This is a genomic window from Streptococcus infantis (assembly GCF_964243025.1).
GTDB classification, from domain to species: domain Bacteria; phylum Bacillota; class Bacilli; order Lactobacillales; family Streptococcaceae; genus Streptococcus; species Streptococcus infantis_N.
The window spans coordinates 278,481-305,118 of the sequence record NZ_CAXTDJ010000002.1; the positions used below are offsets into that span (position 1 = coordinate 278,481).

Annotated in this window: 30 protein-coding genes; 3 read left to right on the top strand and 27 right to left on the bottom strand. The window is 39.5% G+C overall.

Features of this window, described 5'->3' with window-relative positions; translation table 11 throughout:
- Positions 1-28: 28 nt before the first annotated feature.
- The 10 genes from ACESNQ_RS03650 to ACESNQ_RS03695 form a co-directional block, all read right to left on the bottom strand.
- Positions 29-223 carry a DNA-directed RNA polymerase subunit beta gene (locus ACESNQ_RS03650; protein WP_052689733.1) on the bottom strand — a complete coding sequence of 65 codons (195 nt, stop codon included), beginning with the start codon at positions 221-223 and terminating at the stop codon, positions 29-31.
- Positions 210-1,496: a UDP-N-acetylglucosamine 1-carboxyvinyltransferase gene (gene murA / locus ACESNQ_RS03655; RefSeq protein WP_373075101.1), complete on the bottom strand. Its 1,287-nt coding sequence runs from the start codon at positions 1,494-1,496 to the stop codon at positions 210-212. The genes ACESNQ_RS03650 and murA overlap by 14 nt, the downstream gene beginning before the upstream one ends.
- Positions 1,465-2,553, bottom strand: a complete 1,089-nt coding sequence (locus ACESNQ_RS03660; RefSeq protein WP_373075103.1) for an acyltransferase family protein — start codon at positions 2,551-2,553, stop codon at positions 1,465-1,467. Before ACESNQ_RS03660 ends, murA begins: the two co-directional genes overlap by 32 nt.
- A gap of 72 nt (positions 2,554-2,625) precedes the next feature.
- The gene (locus ACESNQ_RS03665; protein WP_373075105.1) at positions 2,626-2,856 is read right to left on the bottom strand and encodes a DUF1146 family protein; all 231 of its coding nucleotides are present in this window, start codon (positions 2,854-2,856) and stop codon (positions 2,626-2,628) included.
- Positions 2,857-2,913: 57 nt separating this feature from the next.
- Positions 2,914-3,951: a SepM family pheromone-processing serine protease gene (locus tag ACESNQ_RS03670; protein ID WP_006147840.1), complete on the bottom strand. Its 1,038-nt coding sequence runs from the start codon at positions 3,949-3,951 to the stop codon at positions 2,914-2,916.
- Entirely contained in the window at positions 3,935-4,423 is a 489-nt protein-coding gene (gene coaD, locus ACESNQ_RS03675; RefSeq protein WP_373075107.1) for a pantetheine-phosphate adenylyltransferase, read from the bottom strand. Before coaD ends, ACESNQ_RS03670 begins: the two co-directional genes overlap by 17 nt.
- Positions 4,413-4,952, bottom strand: a complete 540-nt coding sequence (gene rsmD / locus ACESNQ_RS03680) for a 16S rRNA (guanine(966)-N(2))-methyltransferase RsmD (RefSeq protein ID WP_373075109.1) — start codon at positions 4,950-4,952, stop codon at positions 4,413-4,415. Before rsmD ends, coaD begins: the two co-directional genes overlap by 11 nt.
- A 59-nt stretch (positions 4,953-5,011) precedes the next feature.
- Positions 5,012-6,004, bottom strand: coding sequence for an aspartate--ammonia ligase (gene asnA / locus ACESNQ_RS03685; RefSeq protein ID WP_373075111.1), 993 nt, complete (start codon positions 6,002-6,004; stop codon positions 5,012-5,014).
- 87 nt (positions 6,005-6,091) lie between these two features.
- Complete coding sequence (locus ACESNQ_RS03690) at positions 6,092-6,775, bottom strand: Bax inhibitor-1/YccA family protein (RefSeq protein ID WP_373075113.1); 684 nt, start codon at positions 6,773-6,775, stop codon at positions 6,092-6,094.
- A 53-nt stretch (positions 6,776-6,828) separates the two neighbouring features.
- Positions 6,829-7,569: a TrmH family RNA methyltransferase gene (locus tag ACESNQ_RS03695; protein WP_006147835.1), complete on the bottom strand. Its 741-nt coding sequence runs from the start codon at positions 7,567-7,569 to the stop codon at positions 6,829-6,831.
- A 33-nt stretch (positions 7,570-7,602) separates the two neighbouring features.
- Here ACESNQ_RS03695 and ACESNQ_RS03700 point away from each other — a divergent pair, with 33 nt between their 5' ends.
- On the top strand, positions 7,603-7,881 hold the full coding sequence (locus tag ACESNQ_RS03700; protein ID WP_001174500.1) for an acylphosphatase: 279 nt from the start codon (positions 7,603-7,605) through the stop codon (positions 7,879-7,881).
- 76 nt (positions 7,882-7,957) lie between these two features.
- Positions 7,958-8,884: a membrane protein insertase YidC gene (yidC, locus tag ACESNQ_RS03705; protein WP_006147834.1), complete on the top strand. Its 927-nt coding sequence runs from the start codon at positions 7,958-7,960 to the stop codon at positions 8,882-8,884.
- A gap of 139 nt (positions 8,885-9,023) precedes the next feature.
- Here yidC and ACESNQ_RS03710 read toward each other — a convergent pair whose 3' ends face one another.
- The 17 genes from ACESNQ_RS03710 to ACESNQ_RS03790 form a co-directional block, all read right to left on the bottom strand.
- The gene (locus tag ACESNQ_RS03710; protein WP_373075116.1) at positions 9,024-10,115 is read right to left on the bottom strand and encodes a sensor histidine kinase; all 1,092 of its coding nucleotides are present in this window, start codon (positions 10,113-10,115) and stop codon (positions 9,024-9,026) included.
- The gene (locus ACESNQ_RS03715) at positions 10,085-10,771 is read right to left on the bottom strand and encodes a response regulator transcription factor (RefSeq protein WP_373075117.1); all 687 of its coding nucleotides are present in this window, start codon (positions 10,769-10,771) and stop codon (positions 10,085-10,087) included. Before ACESNQ_RS03715 ends, ACESNQ_RS03710 begins: the two co-directional genes overlap by 31 nt.
- A 62-nt stretch (positions 10,772-10,833) precedes the next feature.
- Positions 10,834-11,553 carry an ABC transporter permease gene (locus ACESNQ_RS03720; RefSeq protein WP_373075119.1) on the bottom strand — a complete coding sequence of 240 codons (720 nt, stop codon included), beginning with the start codon at positions 11,551-11,553 and terminating at the stop codon, positions 10,834-10,836.
- A 1-nt stretch (position 11,554) separates the two neighbouring features.
- The gene (locus tag ACESNQ_RS03725; protein WP_373075121.1) at positions 11,555-12,340 is read right to left on the bottom strand and encodes an ABC transporter permease; all 786 of its coding nucleotides are present in this window, start codon (positions 12,338-12,340) and stop codon (positions 11,555-11,557) included.
- Between the two features lies 1 nt (position 12,341).
- Positions 12,342-13,052 (bottom strand): ABC transporter ATP-binding protein, encoded by a 711-nt coding sequence (locus ACESNQ_RS03730; protein WP_373075122.1) that lies wholly within the window; start codon positions 13,050-13,052, stop codon positions 12,342-12,344.
- Positions 13,053-13,247: 195 nt separating this feature from the next.
- Entirely contained in the window at positions 13,248-14,042 is a 795-nt protein-coding gene (pflA, locus tag ACESNQ_RS03735; RefSeq protein WP_004251620.1) for a pyruvate formate-lyase-activating protein, read from the bottom strand.
- Positions 14,043-14,174: 132 nt separating this feature from the next.
- Positions 14,175-15,428 carry a diaminopimelate decarboxylase gene (locus tag ACESNQ_RS03740; RefSeq protein WP_368909432.1) on the bottom strand — a complete coding sequence of 418 codons (1,254 nt, stop codon included), beginning with the start codon at positions 15,426-15,428 and terminating at the stop codon, positions 14,175-14,177.
- A 72-nt stretch (positions 15,429-15,500) separates the two neighbouring features.
- On the bottom strand, positions 15,501-16,325 hold the full coding sequence (purR, locus tag ACESNQ_RS03745; RefSeq protein ID WP_006147832.1) for a pur operon repressor: 825 nt from the start codon (positions 16,323-16,325) through the stop codon (positions 15,501-15,503).
- A 102-nt stretch (positions 16,326-16,427) separates the two neighbouring features.
- Positions 16,428-17,369 (bottom strand): 3'-5' exoribonuclease YhaM family protein, encoded by a 942-nt coding sequence (locus ACESNQ_RS03750; protein ID WP_368909431.1) that lies wholly within the window; start codon positions 17,367-17,369, stop codon positions 16,428-16,430.
- Positions 17,359-18,615, bottom strand: a complete 1,257-nt coding sequence (locus ACESNQ_RS03755; protein WP_373075126.1) for a DNA recombination protein RmuC — start codon at positions 18,613-18,615, stop codon at positions 17,359-17,361. The genes ACESNQ_RS03750 and ACESNQ_RS03755 overlap by 11 nt, the downstream gene beginning before the upstream one ends.
- Before the next feature lies 1 nt (position 18,616).
- Positions 18,617-19,279: a thiamine diphosphokinase gene (locus ACESNQ_RS03760; RefSeq protein ID WP_373075128.1), complete on the bottom strand. Its 663-nt coding sequence runs from the start codon at positions 19,277-19,279 to the stop codon at positions 18,617-18,619.
- A complete protein-coding gene (gene rpe / locus ACESNQ_RS03765; RefSeq protein WP_049529734.1) occupies positions 19,242-19,898 on the bottom strand; it encodes a ribulose-phosphate 3-epimerase in 657 nt (218 codons plus the stop codon). The genes ACESNQ_RS03760 and rpe overlap by 38 nt, the downstream gene beginning before the upstream one ends.
- Before the next feature lie 10 nt (positions 19,899-19,908).
- Positions 19,909-20,787, bottom strand: coding sequence for a ribosome small subunit-dependent GTPase A (gene rsgA / locus ACESNQ_RS03770; RefSeq protein WP_373075176.1), 879 nt, complete (start codon positions 20,785-20,787; stop codon positions 19,909-19,911).
- A 1-nt stretch (position 20,788) separates the two neighbouring features.
- A complete protein-coding gene (rsmA, locus tag ACESNQ_RS03775) occupies positions 20,789-21,661 on the bottom strand; it encodes a 16S rRNA (adenine(1518)-N(6)/adenine(1519)-N(6))-dimethyltransferase RsmA (protein WP_001216838.1) in 873 nt (290 codons plus the stop codon).
- A gap of 30 nt (positions 21,662-21,691) precedes the next feature.
- Positions 21,692-23,119 (bottom strand): SseB family protein, encoded by a 1,428-nt coding sequence (locus ACESNQ_RS03780; protein ID WP_373075130.1) that lies wholly within the window; start codon positions 23,117-23,119, stop codon positions 21,692-21,694.
- A gap of 133 nt (positions 23,120-23,252) precedes the next feature.
- Positions 23,253-23,816 carry a ribonuclease M5 gene (rnmV, locus tag ACESNQ_RS03785; protein WP_373075132.1) on the bottom strand — a complete coding sequence of 188 codons (564 nt, stop codon included), beginning with the start codon at positions 23,814-23,816 and terminating at the stop codon, positions 23,253-23,255.
- Positions 23,813-24,589, bottom strand: a complete 777-nt coding sequence (locus ACESNQ_RS03790) for a TatD family hydrolase (RefSeq protein ID WP_373075134.1) — start codon at positions 24,587-24,589, stop codon at positions 23,813-23,815. Before ACESNQ_RS03790 ends, rnmV begins: the two co-directional genes overlap by 4 nt.
- Before the next feature lie 155 nt (positions 24,590-24,744).
- On the opposite strand from ACESNQ_RS03790, the gene kimA reads away from it, so the two are divergent.
- Positions 24,745-26,589: a potassium transporter KimA gene (gene kimA, locus ACESNQ_RS03795; protein WP_373075135.1), complete on the top strand. Its 1,845-nt coding sequence runs from the start codon at positions 24,745-24,747 to the stop codon at positions 26,587-26,589.
- Positions 26,590-26,638 lie beyond the last annotated feature (49 nt).

Consider the following 26,638-nt stretch of genomic DNA (forward strand, 5'->3'; position numbering starts at 1 on the left):
GTTCTTAGAAAAAGGCTGGTCCCCCAGCCTATTTCCCTGTAAATTTCGCAATTAACTCATGCCACTTTTCTGGCGCTAAAATTGCCCATGGATCTTGACCTTTGCCTAAGATACCGTAGCCAATCATCAAGCCAATTCCAAGCGCCAAGACCCCTAGAAGCAAAACAATAATGACCAATAGAAATCGACGTAGCACATAAGATACTTCTTTATTCATCTTCATCAGCTTCCACACTTACCCGTTCAATATTAGCCCCTAACTGAGCTAACTTTTCATGGAAACGATAATAACCTCTATCTAAATGGACAAGTTTCCCAACAACAGTCTCACCTTCAGCTACTAAACCTGTCAGGATTAAAGCTGCACTGGCACGAAGGTCCGTAGACAGCACTTCTGCCCCTTGGAGGGGTTGACCTCCGACGATACGAGCTGTGTCACGAATAATTTCAGAATGCAAGCCCATGCGGCGCATTTCCTCTAGATGTTGGAAACGATTCTCAAAGACTGTCTCAACCATAGTCGATTCCCCTTTAGCAACCGTCATAAGAGCAGTAAACTGGGCCTGCATGTCCGTAGGAAATCCTGGATGTGGTAAGGTCTTGACATGAACTGCTTTCAGTTTATCTCGTTGGGAGCGGATGCGGATACCTTCATCCTCGTCGATGACTTCAACACCCATTTCTTGTAATTTCGCTAACAAGGGACGGTTGTGTTCCCAGATAGCATCTTGAATCAGGACATCTCCACCTGTCATTGCAGCAGCAACCATGAATGTCCCTGCTTCGATGCGGTCTTGAACAACGTTATGGGTTGCACCATGCAAGTTTTCAACACCAGTGATGGTAATGCTCTCTGTTCCTGCACCTTTGACTTTAGCTCCCATTTTATTCAAGAGAACAGCCAAGTCTACAATTTCAGGTTCACGCGCAGCATTTTCGATAACAGTTACGCCATCAGCTAGCGTTGCAGCCATCATCAAGTTTTGGGTTGCTCCAACACTAGGAAAGTCCATATAGATATGGGCTCCATGCAAGCGTTCTGCCTTAGCTTCGATATAGCCAGCTGTTTGGGTAATCTTAGCCCCCATTGCTTCCAAACCTTTAAGGTGAAGGTCAATAGGACGACTACCAATCGTACATCCACCTGGCATCGAAACTTTAGCGTGACCAACTCTAGCTAGGATTGGACCCAAGACTACAATAGAAGCACGCATCTTGCTGACATACTTATAAGGAGCTTCTTCTGTGATATCATCTGTCGCATCCACTTCAACAATGTTTGCATCTTGATCAAAATTAACTTTCGCATTTAATCCACGAACTACTTGGTTCATGGTAAAGACATCCGATAGGATAGGAACATTTTTTAAAACTGTTTTTCCTTCGCTTGCTAAAATTGTCGCCGCAAGTAGGGGCAAAACTGCATTTTTCGCGCCCTCAATTGTAACACTTCCGACAAGGCGATTATCCCCACCTCGAACTACAATTTTTTCCATAAATATTTTCCTTTAATGTTGATTTTATAAATAGACTTACTTTTTGAGTAAACCTATTGACTAATTTGTTAATAATCCAAGCCAAAATCAGACTTATCATCAATACAAAAAATGTAAATAACACATCATTTACTCTGGATGACACAAATATTTTTTCTAGAATAGAGATTACTAATCCATGTATCATATATAATTCAAATGATATACGACCTATTAAAGTTAAATAGACATTTGAAAAATTTATTTTTTTCAAAAAAACCATAATAAAATAGATTGTAAAAATAATATTATCTAAATTAGCGGCCAGTGCATAACTATAGCTATCTTCTAAATGTACATACTTCAACAAAATATTGTATTTATGTGAGAAAAAGAGTAACACAGTTACTAAAATAATTGCTATAAAGTAATACCTATCTAAAAATCTATCAATTTTATTTTGATTTTTAGCCCATATCAGACCAACGACGAAGGCCAAAGCACTATTATACCACCAGAAACTATAGCCTAATTTTATAGCCAAACAGATATAGCAGATTATAAATATTGTATTGAGAACAATAGATAAGAACTTATTTTGAAAAAGCTTAAACGATATGTAAAATAACACATACATTAAAATTATAATATCAACGAACCAACCATTATATATAATTGTACTTCCTTTTTTAAATAAATTAATAAAAAAATTTAAATCCATTAATTGACCGTTTACGAATCTGGCAAACATATAAATCAAAGAGATAATAAAAAATGGAACCATAATTTTGGAAAGTCTTTTTTCTAAAAAATTATCTAGGTAATTTTCCTTACTTTCATTTTGAACATACAACCCGTAAGCAGATAAAAAGAAAAATATAGAAACTATATAAGTCCCCATATATGAAAAATTAGAAAATTCTTCTCCAGTTTTAACCAATGGTGATAAATGATGAAATATGATCCCTAAAGCAAGGAAACCTCTAAGCCCTGATGTAGATTCAACACTTAGATATTCCTTATTTTGGGGCAACAAATAAATTAATAGCGTTATTAACAATAAAATTACAATATCCATTATATTTAATTCTCCCAATGTTTTTGTTAACTACCTAAACATCTGCTTATTATAATCTTCGAAACATATAAATTATAGCAGTGCACGTACAGCTTCTTGCCATAATTGGTAGAGATTTAGGAAAAAAGAACTGATTAGATATCCTAAACCGATACTACACAATACTACCAAAAGTCGTACCTTCCTCGCATTGTCCTTGGTCACCTTCAAAATTTGATCCCATTTGACTATATCTTTCAAAAGTTGAAAAACTAGGTAGACAAAAAACATATGACTACTGAGGGTAAAAAACAATTGAATCATCTGCCTATTATACCATCTTCTCTTTCCCTACGCTAGTCTATGGACTTGCACTATATTCTATGGGTTGTTTTTTAAGTAATCAATTGCATCCTGAAGTGTTTTTACAGGAACAATCTTCATGTCTGTTTTAATCATTTCAGCAGCTTCTACAGCCGTGTCATAATTGCTTTTAGCATTAGGATTGGCCTTTTTAGCTTCTTCAGTTACTGGATTGTTAGGAGCAAAGAATACAGTAGCTCCTTTTTTTGCAGCAGCCACAACCTTTTTGTCAATTCCACCAATATCACCAACATTTCCATCTCTGTCGATACTTCCTGTACCAGCAATGATACGTCCATTTCGAAGAGTTGGATCTGCAATTTGCGTATAGATGGATAAACTAAACATCATTCCAGCACTCGGACCACCAATGCCAGCCGTTGAAAACTTGATTGGCACATCACTTGACACTTCTGTGCGGTCAATCAAACCGATTCCGATACCATTTTTCCCATTTTCCAGAGTAATGATTTTTCCTTCAGCAGTTTTGACTTTCCCATCTTCTTGATAAGTAACCTTAACCTTGTCACCTAGCGTTTGAGAGTTGACGTAGTCGACCATCTCCTTGGAGCTCTCAAAAGTCTTATCATTGACAGCTGTTACAGTGTCAGCAATATTGAGGATACCCTTGAAGGTCGAGTTATCTGTCACAGTCAAAACATAGACTCCCAGGTATTTGAGTTCTATCTCCTTGCCCGCCGCCTTCAGACCTTGATATTTGGCCATGTTCTGCGAAGTTTCCATGTAAAACTGGTTGATTCGCATAAATTCTGCATCTGAAGAACCACCTGTCATTTCTTTGGCACTACGAATATCTGTAAAAGGTGTTAGCCAAGCATAAACCAAGTCCACCATTCTGGCGTGTTTAACTCCTACCGTCACAAATTGGTAAGAACCTTCTTCTTGGTCAGATTGGTTATTGACTTGTAAAACCTTTCGAATATCTTCTGAAGTCCCTGGCACCTCAATGTAATAAGGAAGTGGTACCGTAAAAGCTATAAAAGTGATAATGAGCCCGATGATTAAATATATGGGCCATCTAGTTTTTTTCTTCATTCTTTAACTCCTCCAAGACTACATTTGGTACATACTTGCTAATATCTTGATCAAACTTCAATAGTTCTCTCACAGCTGAAGAGCTGATGTAGACATGCTCTGGGCGGCTATGGAGATAGACTGTCTCAATCTCTCCTGCTAATTGATGATTGTAAAAATCAAAACTGGCTTCATACTGAAGGTCCGCAGCGTTACGCAAACCACGAACAAGAACATGGACACCCAGTTTTCTAGCAACATCAATGACCAATTCATCATGAGAGGCGATGACTTGGACACTCTCTAGATGTGCTACTGCTTTTTCAACCGTCTTCAAACGACTCTCTATCGGTAAGAATCCATTTTTGTGTGGATTATAAAAAATCCCTACATACAATTTATCAAAGAGCTTACTTGCACGCTCAATGAGATCCATATGCCCATTTGTCATTGGATCAAACGAACCTGTGAATAGCCCAATTTTATCTGACATAAACCGTCACCTTACTAATCCCATATATTTTTTCCTTCCAGATACCCAAACAGGCGATTTCTTCTGGAAGTTCTACTGATTTATCGGTCTCGCAGACCACCATGACATCTTCTGAAAAAAGATTTCTCTCCGCCATTTTTTCAATATCCGACACGATTTGCTCCTTGGCATAGGGAGGATCTAAAAAAATAAGATCAAAGACACCATCAATCTGTTCTAATGCACGACTGGATTCCATTTTCAATAATTGAAATTTAGAGGTTTCCTTGGTCATCTGAATGTTTTCTGCCACAATATTCTGTGCTCGGCGATCCTTCTCAACTAGGACAGCGCTCGACATCCCTCTTGAAACTGCTTCAATGGATAACCCCCCACTACCAGCATAGAGATCTAGCACGCGCCCTCCTTCAAAGTAGGGACCAATCATATTAAAAATAGCGCCCCTGACCTTATCTGATGTCGGTCTAGTTGTTTTCCCGTCTAGCGTCTTTAACGGACGCCCTCCGTAGATTCCTGATACGATTTTCATACCGTATATTATACCAAATTCTGATGAAATAAGAAAATCGAACCTCTCGGTTCGATTGATTAAAGAATATTCTCGTAAGTATCTCTGACTTCTTGTGGCCAAACACTGGTTTGAACTTCACCGATGTGCTTCTTACGAAGTAAGAACATGGCCATACGAGACTGTCCAATCCCTCCACCGATTGTCAATGGGAAGAGGCCGTTTAAGAGAGCCTTATGCCATTCCAAAGAAAGGCGGTCTTCATCTCCTGTAATAGCTACTTGTCGACGTAGAGTGTCTTCATCGACACGAATCCCCATTGAAGATAATTCAAAGGCTGCACCCAAATTATCATTCCAAACAAGGATATCTCCGTTTAAGCCCTTGTAGCCATTTTCAGATTCTGTTGTCCAGTCATCATAGTCCGGCGCACGTCCGTCATGAGGTTTTCCATCTGATAATTCTCCACCAATACCAATCAAGAAAACAGCACCGAACTCCTTACAAATAGCATTTTCACGTTCTTTAGGTGTCAAGTCTGGATAGCGTTCAACCAACTCTTCAGTATGGATAAAGGTAATTTGCTTAGGCAAGATTGACTCAATATCGTAACGTGCTTCAACTGCTAACTCAGTCAAACGAATAGCCTTATAAATCTTTTCTACCGTTTCTTTAAGATAGGCAAGATTGCGCTGTCCGTTTGGAATAACTTTTTCCCAGTCCCACTGGTCAACATAAACCGAGTGAGTCGCATCTAGTGAATCTTCGTCTGGGCGAAGAGCCTTCATGTGAACGAAGAGACCTTCTCCTTCACCAAACCCAAAACGAGCTAGAGTGTGACGTTTCCACTTAGCAAGCGAGTGCACCACTTCATAGGTTTCATTTGGAATTTGCAGAACCTTAACAGATACCGGATGTTCAATCCCTGAAAGGTTATCCTGCATCCCGTCCCCAACCTTACTCAAGATCGGTCCCTGTACTTCTACTACTTCTAACTTATCTTTTAAATACTGGGTAAAGGTATTTTTTACAAATGAAATCTCTTCCTGCTGGTGAATAAAACTTTTTTTCATATGCCCCTCCTTTTGAATAATAAAAAGATTATACCCTTTTGCCAGTAAAAATGAAAGCAAAAAGAGCTCATTTGAGCTCTAAAAGTATTAATCGTCACTTCCAAAGATACGCAAGAAACTAAGGAAGAGGTTGATAAAGTCAAGGTAGAGGCTAAGTGCCAAAGAAATTGCCCAACCTGTAGCAACTTGACCATTTGATTCTTCATAAACATAGCGAATCTTTTGGTTATCCCAAGCGATTAAACCTGCAAAAACAAGAACCATGACAATACTGATGATGTAATCGAAAAGGCCACTGTTTAAAAATACATTGACAATCATAGCCAAGATGAGACCTACCAAGGCTCCAATCAAAGCACGTCCGATACCACTCAAATCCTTTTTGATGACGACTCCTATGATAGCCATGACAAAGAAGAGGGCTGCACTGGAAATAAAGGCAGTCAAAACTGTTCCTGGAAGATAGAGCGATACGATGAAACTCAGCGAAAAACCGTTCACTACTGAATAGATGAGAAACATCGGAAGAGCTGCTGGGCTATTTTTATAAGCCATATTACTGGCTGCAATTACAAGAGCAACTTCAACTACTCCTGTCACGATTAGCCATATGCGTGCATTTAACATTAACTGTACGAGAAGGTCTTGGAAGGTTGTTAACATCAAGGCTGAAACAACTGCAGATAAGGCAATCCCAATTCCTACAAAAGCATAAACTTTTGCATAAAATTGATTCAAACCAGAATGTTCTTGAATAATTGTTTGATTCATATCTTTTTCTCCTTATGAAATCTTTTTACTGATTATAACAAAAATAAACTATTTTAACTCAAATAAAACATGAGTATCCCTGCCGCGATGGCGACGTTGAGACTCTCTGCCTGCCCTTTCATGCTGATGTGAACCAGTTGGTCTGCCTGATCTGTCATGAATGGACTAATGCCCTGCCCTTCATTTCCCATAACCAAGGCAAAATCCTCTAACCGATCCAGTTCACGATAATCTTTAGAATTTTGAGACAAGGTGGTGGCTAGAATGGGCAAGTGATTCTTTTTAGCCTCTTCAACAAATGTTTCAACAGGCATCCGATAAATCGGCAAATGAAAATGACTTCCCTGCATGGATCGGAGAGTCTTCAAGCTATATATATCTGCTGACTTGCTTGAAACGATGACTCCAGAAAAACCTGCTGCATCTGCCGTTCGGATTATTGTGCCAACATTTCCAGGATCCTGCACGTCTTCCAAGAAAAGATATTTCCCTTGGCTCAAATCCGGCAACTGCTCTTCTTCCTTTTGAACAATGGCTACAATGCCCTGAGGAGTTTGTGAATCTGCCAAATCAAGCAAGATTTCTTCAGCCACAAAGACTGTCTGAGGATAATCTACGAGTTTATCTCCATACTCTACTAGAGCAAAAATTTTCTCAATCTTTGCACCAGCCTGAACAGCCTCTTCAAACAAATGCCATCCCTCAATTAAATAAGAAGATTTTCGATATTTTTTTTGATGCAATTTCTTGGTATTTTTCACCACAGAATTGGCTTTAGAGGTTATAATAGTCATAGAAATATTATAACACAATCAAGGAGGTTTGGTATGCAAAAGGTTAAAATGATCGCCCAAGGTCGCGTCCAGGGAGTGGGCTTTCGCTGGGGTGTCTATAGTCTGGCTCTAGAACTAGGTGGCATTACGGGTCGTGTCTGGAATAACGACGACGGAACCGTTGAAATTCTAGCTCAGGCTGAGTCTTCTGCCATCATGGCTAAGTTCATCCAAGAGATTCGAAAAGGCCCTACCCCATTCTCTAAAGTAACCTACCTAGATGTGCAAATGAGTAACTTTCCATCTTATTCAGATTTCAAAGTAGCAAATTAGGCCTCTAGAACTATTGTATATTTTCAAAAAAAACAGTAGAATAGAAAGGTATCATTTTTAAGAAGGAATTAAAACAGTGAAATCAATTAAAAGAATCGCCCTCTCTATCATGGGAGTGGCTATGCTATTAGTCTTGACAGGCTGCGTTCAGGTTGACAAAGTGACAGGTCTGCCAACTGGTCCCGTTTGGGATTTCTTGGGTGCCCCGATGGGAGAAGCTATCAAGTACTTCGCCACTGATAAAGGACTAGGCTTCGGGGTCGCTATTATTATCGTAACCATTATCGTCCGCTTGATTATCTTGCCACTTGGTATCTACCAATCATGGAAGGCAACGCTTCATTCTGAAAAGATGAATGCCCTCAAACATGTCCTTGAACCACACCAAACTCGTCTCAAGGAAGCAGAAACACAAGAAGAAAAACTGGAAGCCCAACAAGCTCTCTTTGCTGCTCAAAAAGAGCACGGTATCAGCATGTTTGGCGGAGTAGGATGTTTCCCTCTCCTCATTCAAATGCCTTTCTTCTCAGCAATCTACTTTGCAGCTCAACATACAGAAGGTGTTTCTGAAGCTAGCTTCTTAGGAATCGCACTTGGTTCTCCAAGTTGGATCCTTATCGCCTTCGCGGGTATTCTCTACTATGTCCAATCCCTCCTTTCGCTACACGGAGTTGAAGACGAGACTCAAAGAGAACAACTCAAGAAGATGATTTACATGAGTCCAATGATGATTGTCATGTTCTCAATCTTCTCACCAGCCAGCGTTACGCTTTACTGGGTTGTCGGTGGTTTCATGATGATCCTTCAACAATTCATCGTCAACTACATCATTCGTCCAAAACTTCGTAAAAAAGTACGTGAAGAACTGGCTAAGAACCCACCAAAAGCAAGTAAAACTTCAGCTACTCGCAAAGATGTAACTCCTGAATCAGTAGCAGTTATCTCAACTTCTAATAAAAAGAAAAACAAAAAACGCAATTCTGGAAAACAACATTCTAGATAAAGCTACGTATATTATCCAATAATTAAAAAACGAATGAATGATAAATGGTTTTCATTAACTATTTATCTTCATTCGTTTTTATTATCCACTTTCACATCTTAATCTATTTAAATCCTATGACAACAAATTAGTAAGTAAATCACTTTGATTTAATACAATTAAGAGCCATTAAAACTTCTGCCCCCTCGTCTCTATTTCTAAGCTCAACTCGGCCTTTGTGCAATTCTGCAACTCTACATACAAAACTAAGGCCAATGCCATAATGTTGCTCTTTAACCGATCTAGCTTTATCCATACGATAAAAGAGCTTCCCAAAATTAGTTAAAACTTCATCTGGAAATTCAGAGCCATTATTCCATATCCCTATTTTCAATTCCTTCCCCTCTTGCTCTACTCTAATTTTAATTTTAGGATTCTGTTTATCTGCATACTCCAAAGCATTTGTTAAAATATTTTGTATTGCACGAATCAGAAGAGATGGATTTATATAATAAACTTCAGTTCCTTTCAAATTTTGTTCAAAAGAAAACTCAATCTGATTTTTTATCAAAAAGGAGACTTCTTTCTCTAATTCATTGATAAAATCTGAAGAAGAATACTCCGTCCAGTCGGTTTCATCATCATAGTAAGTTTTAGAATAATGAATCAACTGATTAAAATAATCTAGTAAGCGTTGACTAGCATGAACTATATCTGCTAAACATTCTTTAGTCTGCTCATCTTTAGTGGAAGTGTGCAAAAATTCTGCATTCCCTTTGATGATAGTTAGAGGGGTCTTCAAATCATGAGAAGCTGCTGAAACCTGAAACATCAAATCTTCTTTCTGTTGCTTCTCATCATCTAATAGCTGTCGAATACGATCTTGCATCACAATAATGCGATTACCAGTCTCACGAAATTCCTTAACTGTTAATCTTTCTGTACATTCGCTTTCAAGCCACATACTATTTTCATAAATCAAATTCATTTCATAACTTAGTTTTTTCAACAATTTACCAATGTGATAACTTATTAGAATAATCAATAAAACACAAATATATATCCATGATGACACATTGAAAAAAATTGATTGAACATCATTATTTTTAAGAGGTTTCCCATCCTCCATTATTTGTATGGATACAGAAGCTAAGGGAATAAGATAGGCCATTAATAAGCCAAGACTAAACTGCCAAATAATTCTCCAACAGGTTTCTCGAATTAATTGTCTAAAACTTTTGACTCTACCCATTGATATCCTCCACCGTACAAGGTTTTAATTGGATTTAACTGATATGGTTTCAGCTTTTGACGAATTTGATAAATGTACTCTGAAACCGAACGTAGAAGAGCTTCTGAACTTTGTGGATATAAATAATTATAGATTTCCTCTATAGAATATATTTTACTTGGGTTACTTGCTAAAAGATTCACTATATCAAATTCCCTCCTTGTCAAGGCGATCTTATCTTCGTTTACAAATAGTTCCTTACTATCCGTATATAGTATAAGCTTCCCAATCTTTATTTGATGAACATTTCCTTTAGTCCGTTCTTCACGACGTAAGTGCATTTTAACACGTGCTAAAAGCTCTGGTATACTAAAGGGCTTCATAATATAATCATCAGCTCCTGCATTGATTCCAGCCACCAAATCTTCATCCATATCCTTAGCAGTTATAAAACAGATAGGAACAGATATCTGCTCGCGAATCATCTGACAGACTTCTAAACCACTAACAGGCATCATAATATCTAATAAAATCAAGTCAAATCCTGTAAAATCACAAAGATCAATCTCTTCTATCTTATTTCGTATGACTACTTCATACTTTTCATACTCTAGTACCCTTTTTATTAGGCGAAGAATAGCAAGATCATCATCTACCACTAAAATTTTATAAGCCATAACTCACGCTCCTAAATTATATTATATCATTAACTGAGAAAAAGACAGGATAGTCCCTGTCTTTAGCGTACATTTCTTCCTATAACTATCAGTGTAGCTAATAGAAAAACAATTAATAACCAAACTATTTGTATCCCCAGACCTTGCCAAACTGGATAATAAAGTGATAAAGGATGGATATAGTAACAGTTCATACTAGCTAGTAATGGTAAATTTCTAAAAAAAGAACTGAATTGTAGTAGCATTTGTCCCAACCCCAATAAAAGGGATAAACTTATTCCCAAAATTAAGGTAAAAGATCGGAAAATAAATACAAAAATACCACTTAAAAGAGAGAAGGTTAAAATAGAAATACAAACTGGAAATAGGATTGTTAGAACATTTTTAATATTGCTCAAAAGATTGATATTATAATATCCTTGAGTAAGTAGTATACATACTGATATTACAACTAGCAATAATACAATTTCCACACATAACACAATAGCTAATTTACATATTATAAATTTTAAACGATTTGGACATGTAAGAAAACTTGTACGAAGGCTAGAACCTGTAAATTCCTGACCTATAAATAGGACAGCTAGACTAATAAAACCCGCCTGTCCTAAATAGAGACTTTGCAGTAGCTGTTCCAAAACAAAGTGTAGGGTCAACTGATCTGGTTTACTATTTAAAAAAATAACCATCGCCGGAACACAAAGTAATAGAGCGCCTATAATCAACCAATGCCAAGGATTCATCATAAACTTGAGATACTCACTTTTAAATTGCTCTTTCAACTCATTCTCCTCCTCCAATATCTGACTGAAGTACGCGGTAAATTGCCAAAGCCAAGAATGACAAATTCCAACATAGTAAAAGCAAAATATTTTGTAAACTATTCTGTTCTAACATTTGAGGAGATGTAGCAATAAGTCCATAGCTCAATGAAATTGGAAGAAATTTCGCAATTGATATATGATTGGCTAAGAATGTTCCTAAATTGTAGACTTGAGGAAGCAAAAACAATAGGGGAACAAGGGCTTTTTTAAATGTTAAAGCCAGAATATAGGCTAAAAGCCCCAACAAGGTCCAAGCTATACTGTCCAAAAACATATAGAACCAAACTGTCCCATTTAGTGAAAAAATCAATAAACCATCTTGTCCTAAAACATAATGTGTCATGTTAATCGTCAGAAATATTGATAGGAAGGAAATGACAAAAGAAAATACCAGCCATACTAATGTTTTTGAAACTAGGAAAGTACTTCGACTCGTATTATAGAGGAGGCTTGTGCGAATAGCAGAGTCTTTATACTCTTCAGCTCCGTAGATTGAGCCTAAGATAATCATAAAAAAAACACCAACTAAAGTAACATCAAAACCTAAAAATTCAATAGGGGGAATAGCTTCTACTAACTCTGGGGTTGTCTCTGGGGTAGCATGGATACCAACTGAAACAATTTGAGATGCACCAATATTTGCTAAAAACGTTTGAAATACTAGTATCAAGAATAGTACAACATGAGTAGCTCTCTTATAAAGTAATTTCAAGATTTCAGAATGAAGAGAGTAAATAAGTACCATGTCACTTTCCTCCCTCTGTTAATCTAAAGAAGACTTCCTCCAGTGAAGAAAGATTTTTCATCACTTCTTGTAAAGTCCCTTTTATAAGAACTTTGCCTTTATTTATGATGACCACATCATCTGTTACTGCTTCCACTTCTGATAATATATGAGATGATAGCAAGACTGTCTTCCCTTCTTGAGCTTGTTTTTTTATAAACTCTCTAAACCACCGAATTCCTCTTGGATCCAACCCATTTATCGGTTCATCCAATATCAGATACTGAGGATTCCCTAATAGAGCTGTTGCAATTCCCAAGCGTTGTCCTTCTCCTAATGATAATTTTCCTATTTTAGATTTTTTCTTATGGCTAATATCCACCATATCCAAGACTTGCTCAATTCGCTGGCTGGATATCCCATTACTAGCAGCAACAATTTTCAAATGTTGATAAACAGTCCGATCATCAGGAGCACCTACACTGTCAAATGAAGCTCCTACAGTCTTTAGAGGAAATTTTAATTCCTTATAAGTTTGATCTCCAATTTTGGTAAGACCAGATGTTGCTTTGTCTAATCCTAATAAGATACGTAAGGTTGAACTTTTACCAGCTCCATTTGGACCCAGGAAAGCAGTCACTCTACCTGCTTTTGCTTCAAAAGAAATATCTTTTAAAATTTGAGTTTGACCATATGACTTACATAGATTTTTAATGGTAATACTTTGTTCCATGATATTCTCCTATTCAATTTGTTGTATCAATTTAAACAAGTATATATTAACCAATAATTTTCGGATTTTTTTCAGAATTTTAAATCTTTATAAAATCTGTATTGTCATATAAATCATAAAAATTTTGTTTAATTTAATCTTATTTGTATTTATTTGTGTAAACTTAAAAGCCCGATGTTCCCATCAGGCTTCTTTTTATCCATGTACACGTTTCATGTAATCTTGATAGCTTTCTGTATCCATCAATTCCTTAGCGTTTTTGACACGATCTGCTGTTGGAGGTTTAACCCCTTCGAGTGAATACGGAATCCCAAGTTCACGCCATTTGAATTCTCCCATAGTATGGTAGGGTAGGATTTCAAACTTATCAACGTTTTTAAGAGTTTTTACGAACTTCCCAAGTTCAATCAAATCTTCATCACGGTCTGTCAATCCAGGCACAAGAACGTGACGAATCCAAACAGGTTTCCCAATATCTGACAAGTACTGAGCACATGCCAAGATATTTTTATTGGTTTGACTGGTTACAATCTTGTGTTGTGCTTCGTTGATTTCCTTGATATCAAGAAGAACCAAGTCTGTCACAGCCATGAGTTTGTTGAATTTCTCTAAATAACGTGGCTTATTACGGAATGGAAGGGCACAAGTATCCAAGGTACAGTGGATACCTTTTTCTTTTGCTTTTGTAAAGAGAGCAATTAGGAAATCAATCTGCAAGAGAGCTTCTCCTCCACTGACTGTGATGCCTCCCTTGTCTCCCCAGAAACCACGATAACGAAGCGCTTCTTCTAGAACATCATCTACTGTTCGTACACGAGATTTATTGGTTTCCATCGCCCACGTGTCAGGGTTATGGCAATATTGGCAACGCATCTGACAGCCCTGCAAAAAGACAATAAAACGAATCCCAGGGCCATCTACCGCCCCAAAACTCTCTGTCGAATGCACCATTCCTGTCACTTGTCCATAGTCAATTGTTTCTTCAGACATCACGTCACCTTCCTTGAAACCGTTTTATAGCTTTATTATATCATGCCTGAAAAGAAAAACCACAGATTTTGTCTATTTTTTAGAAAACAAACTGTTTTTCACTTTCAACTTTCATGATTTTCAAAAATTCTTCTAATCCTTGTCAAAGTCGAATCCATAGAGAGTTGCAAAATAGTCCTCAGGTCGCTCTGCTCTACGGATTAGTCGTGCACTACCGTCCTCTGTATAGAGGACCTCTGCTGAACGAAGTTTGGCATTGTACTGGTAGCCCATAGAGAAGCCATGCGCACCTGTATCATGAATGACTAACAAATCACCAATTTCTGTTTGAGGTAGTTCACGATTAACTGCAAACTTGTCGTTGTTTTCACAAAGAGAGCCAACAACATCAACGACTTCCGTCTGACCGTCAGGATTCATCATATTGGTGATGTGGTGATAAGCTCCATACATAGCCGGTCTCATAAGATTGACAGCTGATGCATCTACTCCGAGATAAGTTCGGTAGGTTTTCTTTTTATGGGTTACTTTAGTCACTAGAGTTCCATGAGGCGCTAACATAAAGCGTCCTAGTTCTGTAAAAATCTTAACTTGACCAAGACCTGCTGGCGTAAGAACTTCTTCATAAACCTGACGAACACCCTCACCAATTAAAGCAATATCATTTGGCTCCTGGTCCGGACGATAGTTGACCCCGATTCCTCCAGAAAGATTGATAAAATCAAGGGAAATTCCTAATTTTTCCTTGATTTCAACGGCTAACTGGAAAAGCTGGCGCGCCAATTCTGGATAATAGAGATGAGTCACAGTATTAGAAGCTAGGAAGGAATGAATCCCAAAAGTTCTTGCTCCCTTTTCTTTCAAGATAGCAAAAGCTTCAAAGAGCTGTTCCTTAGTCATCCCGAACTTAGCTTCACCAGGATTATCCATAATATCCGTTCCTAGTTCAAATAAGCCACCAGGATTGTAACGGCATGAGATAATCTCAGGGATGCCTGCTGCACGTTCTAAATGCTCAATATCTTCAAAGGCATCCAAGTTGATCGTCGCCCCTAATTTGCGGGCATAAGTATACTCTCTATCCGGAGTATTGTTCGATGAGAACATCATTTCGGAACCGGCAAATCCTAGTTTGTGACTCATTAAGAGTTCTACATAACTAGAACAATCCACTCCACATCCTTCTTCTTGTAGGATTTTTAAGATAGCAGGGGTTGGGGTTGCCTTAACTGCGAAGTATTCTTTAAAGCCTTTATTCCAAGAGAAAGCTTCATTAACTGCGCGTGCTTTCTCGCGAATACCTTTTTCATCGTAGAGATGGAATGGAGTTGGAAACTCTTCAACAATCTTTTCTAAGTCTTCACGTTTAATAAATGGCGTCTTCATAGGGCTCCTTCATGTTCATTATCAAAGAAAGGCTGGGACGAAAGTTCCAACCTTTAAGCATCTTATTCTCTCTTATTTTTCTGTTTCGAAGATGTTCCCAACTTCAACTTCAATTTGTTGGTTCTTCACATCAATATTGGTAACTTTTAAGAGTGATTTGTAGTCAAACTGCTGTTCACGGTCTTCCTGCGCATTATCAGCAAAGACAGCTACACCAGCTAACTCAGAATCAAACTCTGTTAAAAGGCTAATCATACCGTTAATCGTTCCTCCGCCTTTCAAGAAGTCATCAACAATCAAGACACGGCTTCCTGCTTTAAGGCTACGTTTTGAAAGGAACATTTTTTCAATACGGTCGCTAGAACCTGAAACATAGTTGACACTCACAGTTGAACCTTCTGTGATTTTCAAGTCACGACGGACAATGACAAAAGGTACGTTGAGAACATTTGCTACTGCATTTGCAAGCGGAACCCCTTTGGTCGCTACCGTCATAACAGCATCAATCTTTTGGTCCATAAAGCTCTTGGCAATAATGCGTCCAATATTTTTTAAAATAGCCGGAGTACTAAGGAGATCAGACAAATAAATGTAGCCTCCTGGCAGAATGCGGTCGCTCTCTGAAAGTTTATCGCGAAGCTCTTGGATGATTGTTTTGGACTCAAGGGTAGAGATAGATGGTGTGAAAATAACTCCACCACCAGCACCTGTCACCGTTTGAATATGGCCGATTTCAATTTCTTCAAAGGCGCGCTTAATAATGACAATATCTTCTGAAATAGAAGATTTGGCAGATTCATACTTTTCCGCGAAGGTATTGAGACTGGTTAATTTGTATGGATTGTTAATCAAATAATTGGAAATAACAACCATCCGATCACTTCTTCTTAATTTCATTAGTTATTCACCATTCTTTTTAATTAGTCTTTTTCTCATTATAACACACTAAAGCAAAAAAAACGAACTTTATCGTCTAAATAAAGCTCATTTTTTTAGTTTCTAGTCTAATTTTGGCTTGTAGAAGGAACGATTGTCCATTGCAAAGACCTTATTGGTCATTTCCCCCTCATCAACAAGAGCCAGAGCTGTTGACATCATCATCATACTCGCATCCAAATTATCAATCATATGAATAATTTCAGCTTCCATCACACGAGGACGAACTGGACTACCATACTCGAGTAATCCATGGTGACTGAGAATCACATGGCGCAGAAGCACCACTTCTTCTCGAGTGTCATCGATACCAAGTTCCATAACTGCTTTGGTAATCTCGCTATCAATCAAGGCGATATGCCCGATAAGATTTCCTCTCACTGTATACTCTGTCTGGTCCGGACCTGTTAACTCAATAACCTTAGCCAGGTCATGCAACATAATTCCAGCGTAGAGCAAGCTCTTATTGAGCTGTGGGTAGACATCTGCAATTGCCTCTGCTAAACGAACCATAGTCGCTGTATGATAAGCAAGCCCTGTTTCAAAGGCATGGTGGTTGGTCTTAGCAGCTGGATAAGAATAAAATTCTTTATCATATTTGGTATAGAGGGCCCGAACGATTCGTTGCCAGATGGGATTTTCAATCTTGAAAATCATCTGTGCCATATACTCACGGATTTCCCTAACATCCACTGGCGATTTGACCTTGAAGTCTGCTGGATCATTAGGTTCGCCAGGCTGAGGTAAGCGAAGGGTGATTTGATTTACCTGTGGAGTGTTGTTGTAAACTTCACGACGCCCTTGCATGTGGACAACTTTTCCTGCGGTAAAGGCCTCAACGTTATGAGGTTGGGCATCCCAAAGTTTCCCTTCAATTTCCCCACTATCATCTTGGAAGGTAAAAGCTAGGTAATTTTTCCCAGCACGCGTCTGTCTCAGATCGGCTGATTTGATCAGGTAAAAGCCCTCGAACAGTTCATCTTTTTTCATGTGACTAATCTTCATATTCTTCCTCATCTTCTTGGAACTGGAGCAAATCAAGCATAGGCTCACCTTCTGACAATTCAATATGTCGGAGAGTTCGCTCGATAGCTGAAGTACGTCGGTTTAATAATTCATCAATATTACCAGTGGCATGTTGGAGGTGTTTTTGCGCTTTAACCAGAATACCACCAAACTTGCCAAATTCGGTTTTGACGTTGGCTAGAGTTTGGCTAATATGGTCGGCACTCTTTTGGATATTTAGAGTTTTGAAGCCAACAGATAGGGAATTGAGAAGGGCTGACAAGGTACTTGGTCCCGCAACGATAATCTGCTCTTCCCGTCTCAAACCATCAAAGAAAATCGGATTTCTAACGATTTCTGAGTAAAGACCTTCTGTCGGAACAAACAAAACTCCAAAATTGGTCGTCCTTGGTGGTGCAATGTACTTGTTCTTGATATCTTTGGCAAAACGCTTAACGCTTGTTTGGAGTGATTTGCGACAATTTTCGATTTCTTCCTTATCACCTGCTTCATAGGCTTCTTCCAGACGGTAATAATCTGCCAGTGGAAACTTAGAATCAATCGGTAGATAGACATATTCCTGGTCACCTTGTCCAGGTAACTTGATGGCGTATTCCACACGTTCACTAGAGTTTTCAACCGTTACAAATTCTCGTTCATACTGGGCAGGTGTCATGATATCTTCAATAATCTGTCCCAGTTGTAATTCTCCTAGAATTCCTCGAGTTTTTGTACCAGATAAGACCTTATTAAGAGCGCCGACATCACGGGCAACCGTCTGCATTTCTCCAAGGCCGCGATTGACAGATTCCAGTTGTTTTGAAACTGTCTCGAAAGACGCTTGCAAGCGTGTCTGCAAGGTCTTTTCTAACTTTTCCTCGACCGTTTGGCGCATCTGCTCTAAACGTTGCTCATTTGACTCCTGCAAGGCCTGTAGTCTTTGGTCAGTCTTATCTCTGGTTTGGAGGAGGTTTTCATTCATCTCCTGTCGAACCTGGGTCAGACCTTGGTGCAATTCGATTCGCACCTCCTGCAAACGGTCGCTAACAGCCACTTCAAGATTTTTTTGGTCAAGTTGACTAGACTGTCTGGCTTGCTCAAATCTATAATCTAACTGATCTGAAAGGTTATCTGCCTGGTCTTCTAAACTTTTGGTCAGGTATTTCTCCTGCCTATCCTGCCTTTGCCAAATAAGAAAGAGGCCGGCTAGGTTAGCAATTAGTAACAGTAGTAATATAATCTCCATCCTATCTCCTGTCCTTGCTATGCAGTACGACCACATAGCCATCTGGGCAAGTCACCGAAACTTCCCTATCTATATATTCGTTAGAAGCATAAACTTTCTTAAAGAAAAAATTCGCCTCCGTCAGTTCATACTTGGCACCAAGAATAGTCAACTGGCTATCCCTCACAGGCATAAAAGCAAGATAATCATAGTCCGAACGTGGCTCTAGTTGACTGGTACCTTCTGGACAATAGCTAATCAAATTTTGTCCATCCTCAATCTCTATCTGACGCATGTAAGGTGCTAATTTGGGATTGCTGGGTAGAAAGACATTAGCCAGCATATGGTCGATGCGACCCCCTAGGGCACCAAAAATGGTCACCTGAGCCTGAGGATTTTTTTCAAAAATCGTTAACAGTGCTAGTTCCAGATCGGTATCATCCTTCTCTGGCTGAGCTTGGACAAAGTACTGGGCACGTTTTTGAATCAACTGACGTTCTTCTACAGTCACAGAATCAAAATCCCCAACTGCTAAAGCAAGAGGAAGTTCTTCTTCCAATACCCAGAGTGAGCCACGATCCACACCGACAAAACAGTCAAAATCTGTCCGGTAGTGACCGCGGTCTCCCCCTGCAAAAACTGCAGCTTTAGTCCAGTTGATTTCTGAGAGCTTGCACTCGTTCATTGACATCTCCCTTAAAGACATAAGATCCCGCTACAAAAACTGTAGCGCCAGCTTCTTTGGCTTGAGCAATGGTTTGGTCATCAATACCACCATCGACTTCGATTTCAAAGTTCAAGCCTTTTTCCTCACGAAGGGCAACTAACTCACGAATCTTATCCATGGTTTCAGGCAGAAAAGCTTGCCCGCCAAATCCAGGATTAACCGTCATGACCAATACTTGGTCAACCAAATGAAGCACATGTTTAATCGCCTCAACAGGCGTACCAGGATTGATGACGACCGAAGGTTTGACACCAAGAGAGCGAATCTTTTGAAGAGCTCCATGGATGTGAGGTGTCGCTTCAACATGGATGCTGATGATGTCAGCTCCTGCACGCGCAAAATCCTCTAAATGATGTTCTGGGTTAGAGACCATCAAGTGGCAGTCAAAGACCATCTTACTATGAGGTCGAAGACTTTCGACTACACCTGCACCAAAGCTGATCTGAGGTACAAAGTGACCATCCATGATATCGATATGGGCGTATTCTGCCCCAGTTGCTTCTAGGCGTTTAATTTCACGTTCAAAGTTGGCATAATCTGCTGCCAGAATTGACGGAGCAATCTTGTATTGAGACATAGGTTTCTCCTTATTTTGGAATTTTTTTGCTGACTTTTTTATAGGTTTCTCTACGATTTTCAATCTCACTGAGGAATTGTAGATAGTTGTCGAAACGGAAGTTTGCAATGATGCCCTCTTCTACTGCTGGTTTCACTGCACAAGATGGTTCATGAGTATGCGTACAAGTACGGAACTTACAGTCGCGACTGACACTAGCAATCTCTGGAAAGGCCTGGTTCAGCTCTTCAGCACTTGATACTTCATAATCTAGCGACGAAAAACCTGGTGTATCTGCGATTTTCCCACCATTGAGATTGTAAAAACTAACAGCTCGAGTGGTATGACGACCACGACCTAAACTATCAGAAATTTCTCCCGTTTCTAGATTGAGGTCAGGTGCAATTTTATTAAGGAGGGTTGACTTTCCAACACCTGTCTGCCCCATGAAGACCGTAACCTTGTCCGTCAACAAGGGCAAGAGTTCCTCTTTACTAGTCACAAAGTCGTAACCAATAGCACGATAGGTCTGCTCGTAACAATCCAATTCTCCTCGATCTGACATGAGGTCCATTTTAGAAATATAAACGATAGGATGAATGCCCTTATGTTCTATGAGTACTAAGAAGCGATCCAATAAATTGCTATTAAAGTCAGGTTCTTTAACGGACATAATAACAACAGCTTGGTCAATATTGACAATGGGTGGGCGAACCAGACTATTTTTTCGTTCGTGAATCTTGAGGATATAACCTTCGGAATTTTCCTCCGCAGAAAAATCTACCCAATCTCCAACATAGGGCGTATGGCCTTTTTTACGAAAATTCCCACGCGCGCGTGTTTGATAGACCTGATCTTCACTCTCTACATAGTAGAAGCCGGCCAAAGCTTTAATGATTTGTCCCTGCATCTTAGAGTCCTTGTCCTTTAAGCGCATCTGCTAGACTGGCAAATTCTGCCAAGCTAAGAGCTTCACCACGTACACTTGGTGATAAGCCTGCCTGGTCCAGAGCCTTGGTCAACTTATCCTTGACTTCCTCGGTCTTCCCAAAGTAACCTGTCAGATTATTCCACAAGGTCTTACGACGATGAGTAAAACTGGCCTTGGAAACTTTAAAGAAGAAGTTCTCGTCTTCCACTGCTACAGCCGGTTCTGGGCGACGCACCATTTTCAAGATAGCTGAGTCCACATTTGGCGCTGGCACAAAGACCGTACGAGGTACGATAAAGGCAACCTTGGCCGTCATGTAATACTGCACAGCAATAGACAAGCTACCGTATGCCTTGGTATTTGGTTGAGCAGAAATACGATCCGCCACTTCCTTTTGCATCATAACCACAAATTCACTAAAAGGAATGCCACTTTCAATCAAGTGCATGAGAATAGGAGTTGTGATATAGTAAGGCAAGTTTGCTACTACCTTGATTGGTAAGTCAGGATTTTTAAAATTTTGGATATGTTGCGCTAGGTCAACTTTTAGAATGTCCTCGTTAACTACGGTCACATTGTCAAAATCACGCAGGGTATCTGCTAAAATTGGCACCAAACGGTGATCAATCTCAAAGGCCATGACTTCAGCTGCACGCTCAGCCAAAAATTCCGTCAAGGCACCAATTCCTGGACCAATTTCAATGACATTGACCTGATCATCAATCTCAGCCGTATCCACAATTTTTTGGAGGATATTGGTATCGGTCAAGAAATTTTGCCCGAAGGATTTTTTAAAGGTAAAACCGTGACGCTCCAGCACTGCCTTGGTCACGCTATAATCTGCAATTCTCATTTATTCTCTTTTCTAATATTAAAGAACTTTCTAATCTTGAGCTCTTCCTTCTTGTCCCTCACTAAGCTTTTGCATGTCTCTAAAAGCTGTTAGGCTAACATAGGCGCCCGCTTCATGGTATTCCGTTGGGTTAATGGCATAGTCAAAGAATTCAATCATGTTACCAGCGCTTTCAATCATGCCATTCCACTTTTCATCAAAAACCATTCGCAGACGTTTCCAATCTGTAAATACTGGAACAGAGTTTCGCCCATCTTTTCCTTCTCTAACGGGAATATTAAAGTTAGCATCTTTTTCCAAAACAAAGGAATTTCCTTCTGAATTATCCTCTGGGAATCCTGATGCTGCATCTAATGGAAGCAAGAATTTTGCTTTAGGCATAGCCATAGAGAAGAACTTGTAGTAAAGCCCATAAACTAGTTCTTGCTCTTCTGTAGTCGGTTGGTCCATCTGCCCCATCAACAGCATCCATCTTACCAGGTCAGGATTCATGACAGGAACTTGTATTTCTGGTAAATCAGAAAAATCTGGTTTTTGAACCAAGGCAGAGGCACTGATGCTAACTTCCTTAGAATTAAAGATTGCTCCCAAGGCACCATTTAAGTAAAAAGCTGTCCCAAGGAAATTTTCAATCCCTTTTTTATCTTCCGTATTTTCAATCAGTTTTACGACTGAGTTTGGTCGACTGTCAATAGTTTCCTTGAATTGGCGATACCAAGATGGTGTCAAAAGCATAATCATGGGATCAGTACACAGATAACCTTCCTCACCTCTGTCATAAGTAGTTGAAAAGAGGTAAGGTTCGCCCGTTTTTTCCGAATATACTGCATAAACAGAATCTGCTACTAACAACTTGTCCTTAACGATTTCCGCTAGACGTTCCAACTTGCGAGTGTTGGCTTGATAGCTTTCTTCACTTTCAGTTTCCTGATTTTGACGGCATTTCCATAAAAAGAGACGTAAAATCTCTACGCTGTCGTCAAGGCTAGCTGTCAAATAATCCTCATTGGTTAACTGACCCTCTTGGATGGCTACAAAAGCACGATAAAGAGCATCTGAGTAGCTAGATAATTTTTGCTCTTCCTCAATACCTGAGCTAAAGAGCACACTTCCCTTTTTCAGTTTATCCAAAGAAGGAGTCATATCAACCACTAGATGGGCAAGAACTTCATCAGTTAGACTATCTGCATCTTTGTTTTGACTGCTAAGTTTTTTAACCTCTACAGTACCAAGACTTTCCATTCCTTGGTCGGGATTGCAAAACTGCAACTGATCTCCAACCTTGATACTACCTTCTAGACTCCCAACAATCAATAATTGATTCGTTTCCTTCATCGGGAACAAATCTAGAACACCCACGCAAGCATTGCCTTTCGCCTCTTCTGCTTCCTTATTGGATTCAGTTATTTCAGTTGTTTTTGTTGCTTCTGTCTTTTTTAAAAAATCAAAGATTCCCATAACTTTTCCTCATCATCTCCACTTAGCACAATTCCTATGGAGTCACTTTTCTAATGCTTGCAAGCAAGCCTGATTAGACCGTATATGCTTACTTCTATTGTATCACATTCCCTCCACATTTTGGGGGAGTTTCTCAATTCTCATATGATTTCATAGCTTCTTCAACTTCAGCTAAACTGATCCCAAATAATTCTAAACGTTTAAGGAGTTGTTTCCCATTGGAATAACCGATACGAAGACTTTCTCCTAGATATTCTCTGCGTTTTCGGCTATCTGCTCCGGCTAGAAAACCAAGGCGAATCAAGTCACTACGGCTAATGTCAAAGTCGCTTTCTACTTCAAACTGTTCAGTTACTTGTTCTAGTGCTGTCTTCAAGTCCTCGTAGCTAGCATGCTCAATTCCTAGAGAACGTCCCTTGGTCTTAGATTTTGGCACTGCCTCATCACGTTTGAGAAAGGCGTGCTGAACTGTCGGAATGGCCGTCATAATCATCCGACGAATGCGTTCCCCGTTAAAATCAGGATCCGTAAAGATAATCACCCCATAACGTTGGTGTAGACGTTGGATTCGTTCAAGGTCCTGTTCATTGATAGCCGAACCACGAGTCTCATAGGTCTCCACATCAAAATAACGTTTGAGATTGGCCGTATCATCGCGTCCTTCAACTACGATGACTTGGGAAATTTTCTCTTTCATGATTTACGTTCCAATCCAAAGATGCCTTCTGCATTGGTACTTGTCACTACTGCCAATTCTTCTGTCGTCATACTACGCAAGTCCGCAATAAAGTCTACTACATAGCGCGTGTAAGCTGTCTTATTTTCACGCCCACGCTTGGGTACTGGGGCTAAATAAGGTGCATCTGTCTCTACCAAAATCTTATCCAAAGGTAACTCTTTAGCCACTTCCTGAATATCTGTCGCCTTCTTGAAGGTCACCACTCCAGAAAAGGAAATAGTCATACCAAGCTCCACAAACTTCTCAGCCCACTCCAAAGAACCTGAGAATGAGTGCATAATCCCGCCACGAGGACCAACTCCCTCGCTCTTAATAATCTCATAGGTGTCTTCTAGCGCATCACGGGTGTGAACTACAAAAGGTAAGTCCAGTTCCTTAGATAGCTGAATCTGACGACGAAAAACCTTTTCTTGAACTTCCTTAGATGCCGTCATCCAGTGGTAGTCCAAACCAATCTCGCCCAAGGCAACAACTTTTGGATGTTTTAGTTTTTCTAGCAAGTAAGACTCCACTTCCTCTGTGTATGTCCCTGCTTCCGTCGGATGCCAGCCAATCGTCGCATAGAGTTGGTCATACTTGTCCACTAGTTCAAGAGCACGCTCAATAGTCGGTTTGTCAAAACCAACAATGTTCATCCTAGTTACGCCCATTTCAGCCGCTAAGGCAAGTTCTTCTTCTTCGCGTCCCAAAAATTCTTCTATATTTAAATGTGTATGAGTATCAAAAATCATTTATATTTCCTCGTTTTTTCTACCTTCTATTATACCAAAAAAACTAGTCTCATCCTTATAGGAAAAAATATTTTGAAATCATTCATTTTTTCTTGACGACTTTTTTTCATAGCAGTATAATAACTCTTGTTGAAATTTTCAGAAAAGGAAAGAAAATGTTTACAAAACTAAAATATACCTTTATTGGTCGTCCCCTTAAGTCCTTAACTGAAGGCGAAGGAGGACTACTTGGAAAAACACAGGCACTCGCAATGCTTTCAAGTGATGCCCTATCTTCTATCGCTTATGGACCTGAACAGGTCGTTCTCGTCTTGGCCAGCCTTTCTCCGCTTGCTATCTGGTGGAGTCTCCCTATTGGCATTTTTGTCCTCTTACTATTAGCTAGCCTGACCATTTCTTATAGACAAATCATCCATGCCTACCCTCAAGGTGGAGGTGCCTATATGGTTACTCGAGAAAACCTCTCCCCTGAGTTAGGTTTGATTGCTGGGGGAAGTCTGCTTGTTGACTATATGCTAACAGTAGCCGTATCAGTGGCAGCAGGAGCTGATGCTATCACTGCTGCACTTCCTGCCCTCCATCCTTACAACCTCCACATCTCCATTTTTCTAGTATGTTTGCTCATGCTTTTAAATCTACGAGGACTAAAGGAATCCGCAAGCTCTCTGATGATCCCAGTCTATCTCTTTATCTTTAGTACGGTCTTCCTCTTATTATTTGGTTTCTTCCAACTATTGACAGACTCTCTCAGTTATCATGCAACTTCTGCAATTGGTCAAACTGTCCCAAGTCTCTCAATTGTCCTAATTTTAAGAGCCTTCACCAGCGGTTCAGCTTCACTAACAGGGGTTGAAGCTATCTCAAATGCCGTTCCATTTTTCAAGACCCCCAAAGAAAAAAACGCAGCTCAAACATTGACAATCATGTCTCTGATTCTTGGATTTCTATTTGCAGGGATTACCTTCTTAAACTACTGGATGGGGATTACACCTCAACACGGAGAAACAATCCTCTCACAAATGGCTAAAGGGATTTTAGGGGATTCAACTCTCGGTCAGATTGTTTATTATCTCTTCCAATTCTCAACTGCCCTAATCCTAGCCGTTGCTGCAAATACTGGTTTTTCTGCCTTTCCAATGTTGGCTTACAATATGGCTAAGAACAAGTACATGCCCCATCTCTTTATGGAAAAGGGAGACCGCCTGGGTTACTCAAACGGTATTTTAACCTTAGCTTTTGGTGCTATAATCCTTCTGCTTATTTTCAACGGAAATACAGAACGCTTGATCCCTCTTTATACTATCGGAGTTTTCGTCCCCTTTGCACTTTCTCAAACAGGTATGATTCGCCACTGGAAAAAAGAAAAAGGCTCTCATTTCTTAAAATCTGCATTTGCTAACATCCTCGGCGCTATCATTTGTTACGCTATCGTCCTTATCCTACTCTTCTTCAGACTTGGAGATATCTGGCCCTTCTTCCCAATTATCCTAGTCTTAACCTTCCTCTTTTTGTCCATCCACAGTCATTACCAAAAAGTGGCCAAACAACTTCGACTTTATGAAGGAATTCAAAAGAAAACCTACGATGGCAATGTCGTCCTTGTCTTAGTAGGAAATGTTACTCGAGTCAGTGTCGGAGCGATTAACTACGCTCAAAGCATAGGAGATGAAGTTTTGGCCATGCACATTTCCACCAAGGAAACTGAGGAAAAAGACCAAGAAATCCTCCAAGAATTTGCCGACTACTTCCCAAATATTACTCTTAAAAACATTAATACCAGCTATCGCGATATTATCACACCTACAGTTCGATATGTTCGAAAAATCTCTCAAGAAGCCAAGAAAAAGAACTACACGGTTACAGTTCTAGTACCCCAATTTATCCCTAACAAACCTTGGCAAAATATTCTCCACAATCAAATGAGCCTTAAATTAAAATATGCTCTCAGATGGCACGAAGATGTCGTCGTTGCTAGCTACTCTTATCATTTGAAAGAATAAAGAAAAGCTCAAAATCAGAGAAATCCCCTCCTGATTTTGAGCTTTTTCT

Excerpts from the sequence above, each read along its gene's own strand:
- asnA (WP_373075111.1), bottom strand. The coding sequence starts at position 6,004 with ATGAAAAAAAGTTTTATTCACCAGCAGGAAGAGATTTCATTTGTAAAA.
- ACESNQ_RS03755 (WP_373075126.1), bottom strand. The coding sequence starts at position 18,615 with ATGGAGATTATATTACTACTGTTACTAATTGCTAACCTAGCCGGCCTC.
- purR (WP_006147832.1), bottom strand. The coding sequence starts at position 16,325 with ATGAAATTAAGAAGAAGTGATCGGATGGTTGTTATTTCCAATTATTTG.
- murA (WP_373075101.1), bottom strand. The coding sequence starts at position 1,496 with ATGGAAAAAATTGTAGTTCGAGGTGGGGATAATCGCCTTGTCGGAAGT.
- ACESNQ_RS03760 (WP_373075128.1), bottom strand. The coding sequence starts at position 19,279 with ATGAACGAGTGCAAGCTCTCAGAAATCAACTGGACTAAAGCTGCAGTT.
- ACESNQ_RS03780 (WP_373075130.1), bottom strand. The coding sequence starts at position 23,119 with ATGGGAATCTTTGATTTTTTAAAAAAGACAGAAGCAACAAAAACAACT.
- ACESNQ_RS03750 (WP_368909431.1), bottom strand. The coding sequence starts at position 17,369 with ATGAAGATTAGTCACATGAAAAAAGATGAACTGTTCGAGGGCTTTTAC.
- rnmV (WP_373075132.1), bottom strand. The coding sequence starts at position 23,816 with ATGAAAGAGAAAATTTCCCAAGTCATCGTAGTTGAAGGACGCGATGAT.
- ACESNQ_RS03665 (WP_373075105.1), bottom strand. The coding sequence starts at position 2,856 with ATGATTCAATTGTTTTTTACCCTCAGTAGTCATATGTTTTTTGTCTAC.
- ACESNQ_RS03725 (WP_373075121.1), bottom strand. The coding sequence starts at position 12,340 with ATGGTACTTATTTACTCTCTTCATTCTGAAATCTTGAAATTACTTTAT.
- rpe (WP_049529734.1), bottom strand. The coding sequence starts at position 19,898 with ATGTCTCAATACAAGATTGCTCCGTCAATTCTGGCAGCAGATTATGCC.
- ACESNQ_RS03660 (WP_373075103.1), bottom strand. The coding sequence starts at position 2,553 with ATGGATATTGTAATTTTATTGTTAATAACGCTATTAATTTATTTGTTG.
- ACESNQ_RS03740 (WP_368909432.1), bottom strand. The coding sequence starts at position 15,428 with ATGAAGACGCCATTTATTAAACGTGAAGACTTAGAAAAGATTGTTGAA.
- rsmA (WP_001216838.1), bottom strand. The coding sequence starts at position 21,661 with ATGAGAATTGCAGATTATAGCGTGACCAAGGCAGTGCTGGAGCGTCAC.
- coaD (WP_373075107.1), bottom strand. The coding sequence starts at position 4,423 with ATGTCAGATAAAATTGGGCTATTCACAGGTTCGTTTGATCCAATGACA.
- rsgA (WP_373075176.1), bottom strand. The coding sequence starts at position 20,787 with ATGCAGGGACAAATCATTAAAGCTTTGGCCGGCTTCTACTATGTAGAG.
- ACESNQ_RS03790 (WP_373075134.1), bottom strand. The coding sequence starts at position 24,589 with ATGATTTTTGATACTCATACACATTTAAATATAGAAGAATTTTTGGGA.
- ACESNQ_RS03690 (WP_373075113.1), bottom strand. The coding sequence starts at position 6,775 with ATGAATCAAACAATTATTCAAGAACATTCTGGTTTGAATCAATTTTAT.
- pflA (WP_004251620.1), bottom strand. The coding sequence starts at position 14,042 with ATGTCTGAAGAAACAATTGACTATGGACAAGTGACAGGAATGGTGCAT.
- ACESNQ_RS03730 (WP_373075122.1), bottom strand. The coding sequence starts at position 13,052 with ATGGAACAAAGTATTACCATTAAAAATCTATGTAAGTCATATGGTCAA.
- ACESNQ_RS03695 (WP_006147835.1), bottom strand. The coding sequence starts at position 7,569 with ATGACTATTATAACCTCTAAAGCCAATTCTGTGGTGAAAAATACCAAG.
- ACESNQ_RS03715 (WP_373075117.1), bottom strand. The coding sequence starts at position 10,771 with ATGGCTTATAAAATTTTAGTGGTAGATGATGATCTTGCTATTCTTCGC.
- kimA (WP_373075135.1), top strand. The coding sequence starts at position 24,745 with ATGTTTACAAAACTAAAATATACCTTTATTGGTCGTCCCCTTAAGTCC.
- ACESNQ_RS03700 (WP_001174500.1), top strand. The coding sequence starts at position 7,603 with ATGCAAAAGGTTAAAATGATCGCCCAAGGTCGCGTCCAGGGAGTGGGC.
- ACESNQ_RS03670 (WP_006147840.1), bottom strand. The coding sequence starts at position 3,951 with ATGAAGAAAAAAACTAGATGGCCCATATATTTAATCATCGGGCTCATT.
- ACESNQ_RS03710 (WP_373075116.1), bottom strand. The coding sequence starts at position 10,115 with ATGGGTAGAGTCAAAAGTTTTAGACAATTAATTCGAGAAACCTGTTGG.
- ACESNQ_RS03650 (WP_052689733.1), bottom strand. The coding sequence starts at position 223 with ATGAAGATGAATAAAGAAGTATCTTATGTGCTACGTCGATTTCTATTG.
- rsmD (WP_373075109.1), bottom strand. The coding sequence starts at position 4,952 with ATGAAAATCGTATCAGGAATCTACGGAGGGCGTCCGTTAAAGACGCTA.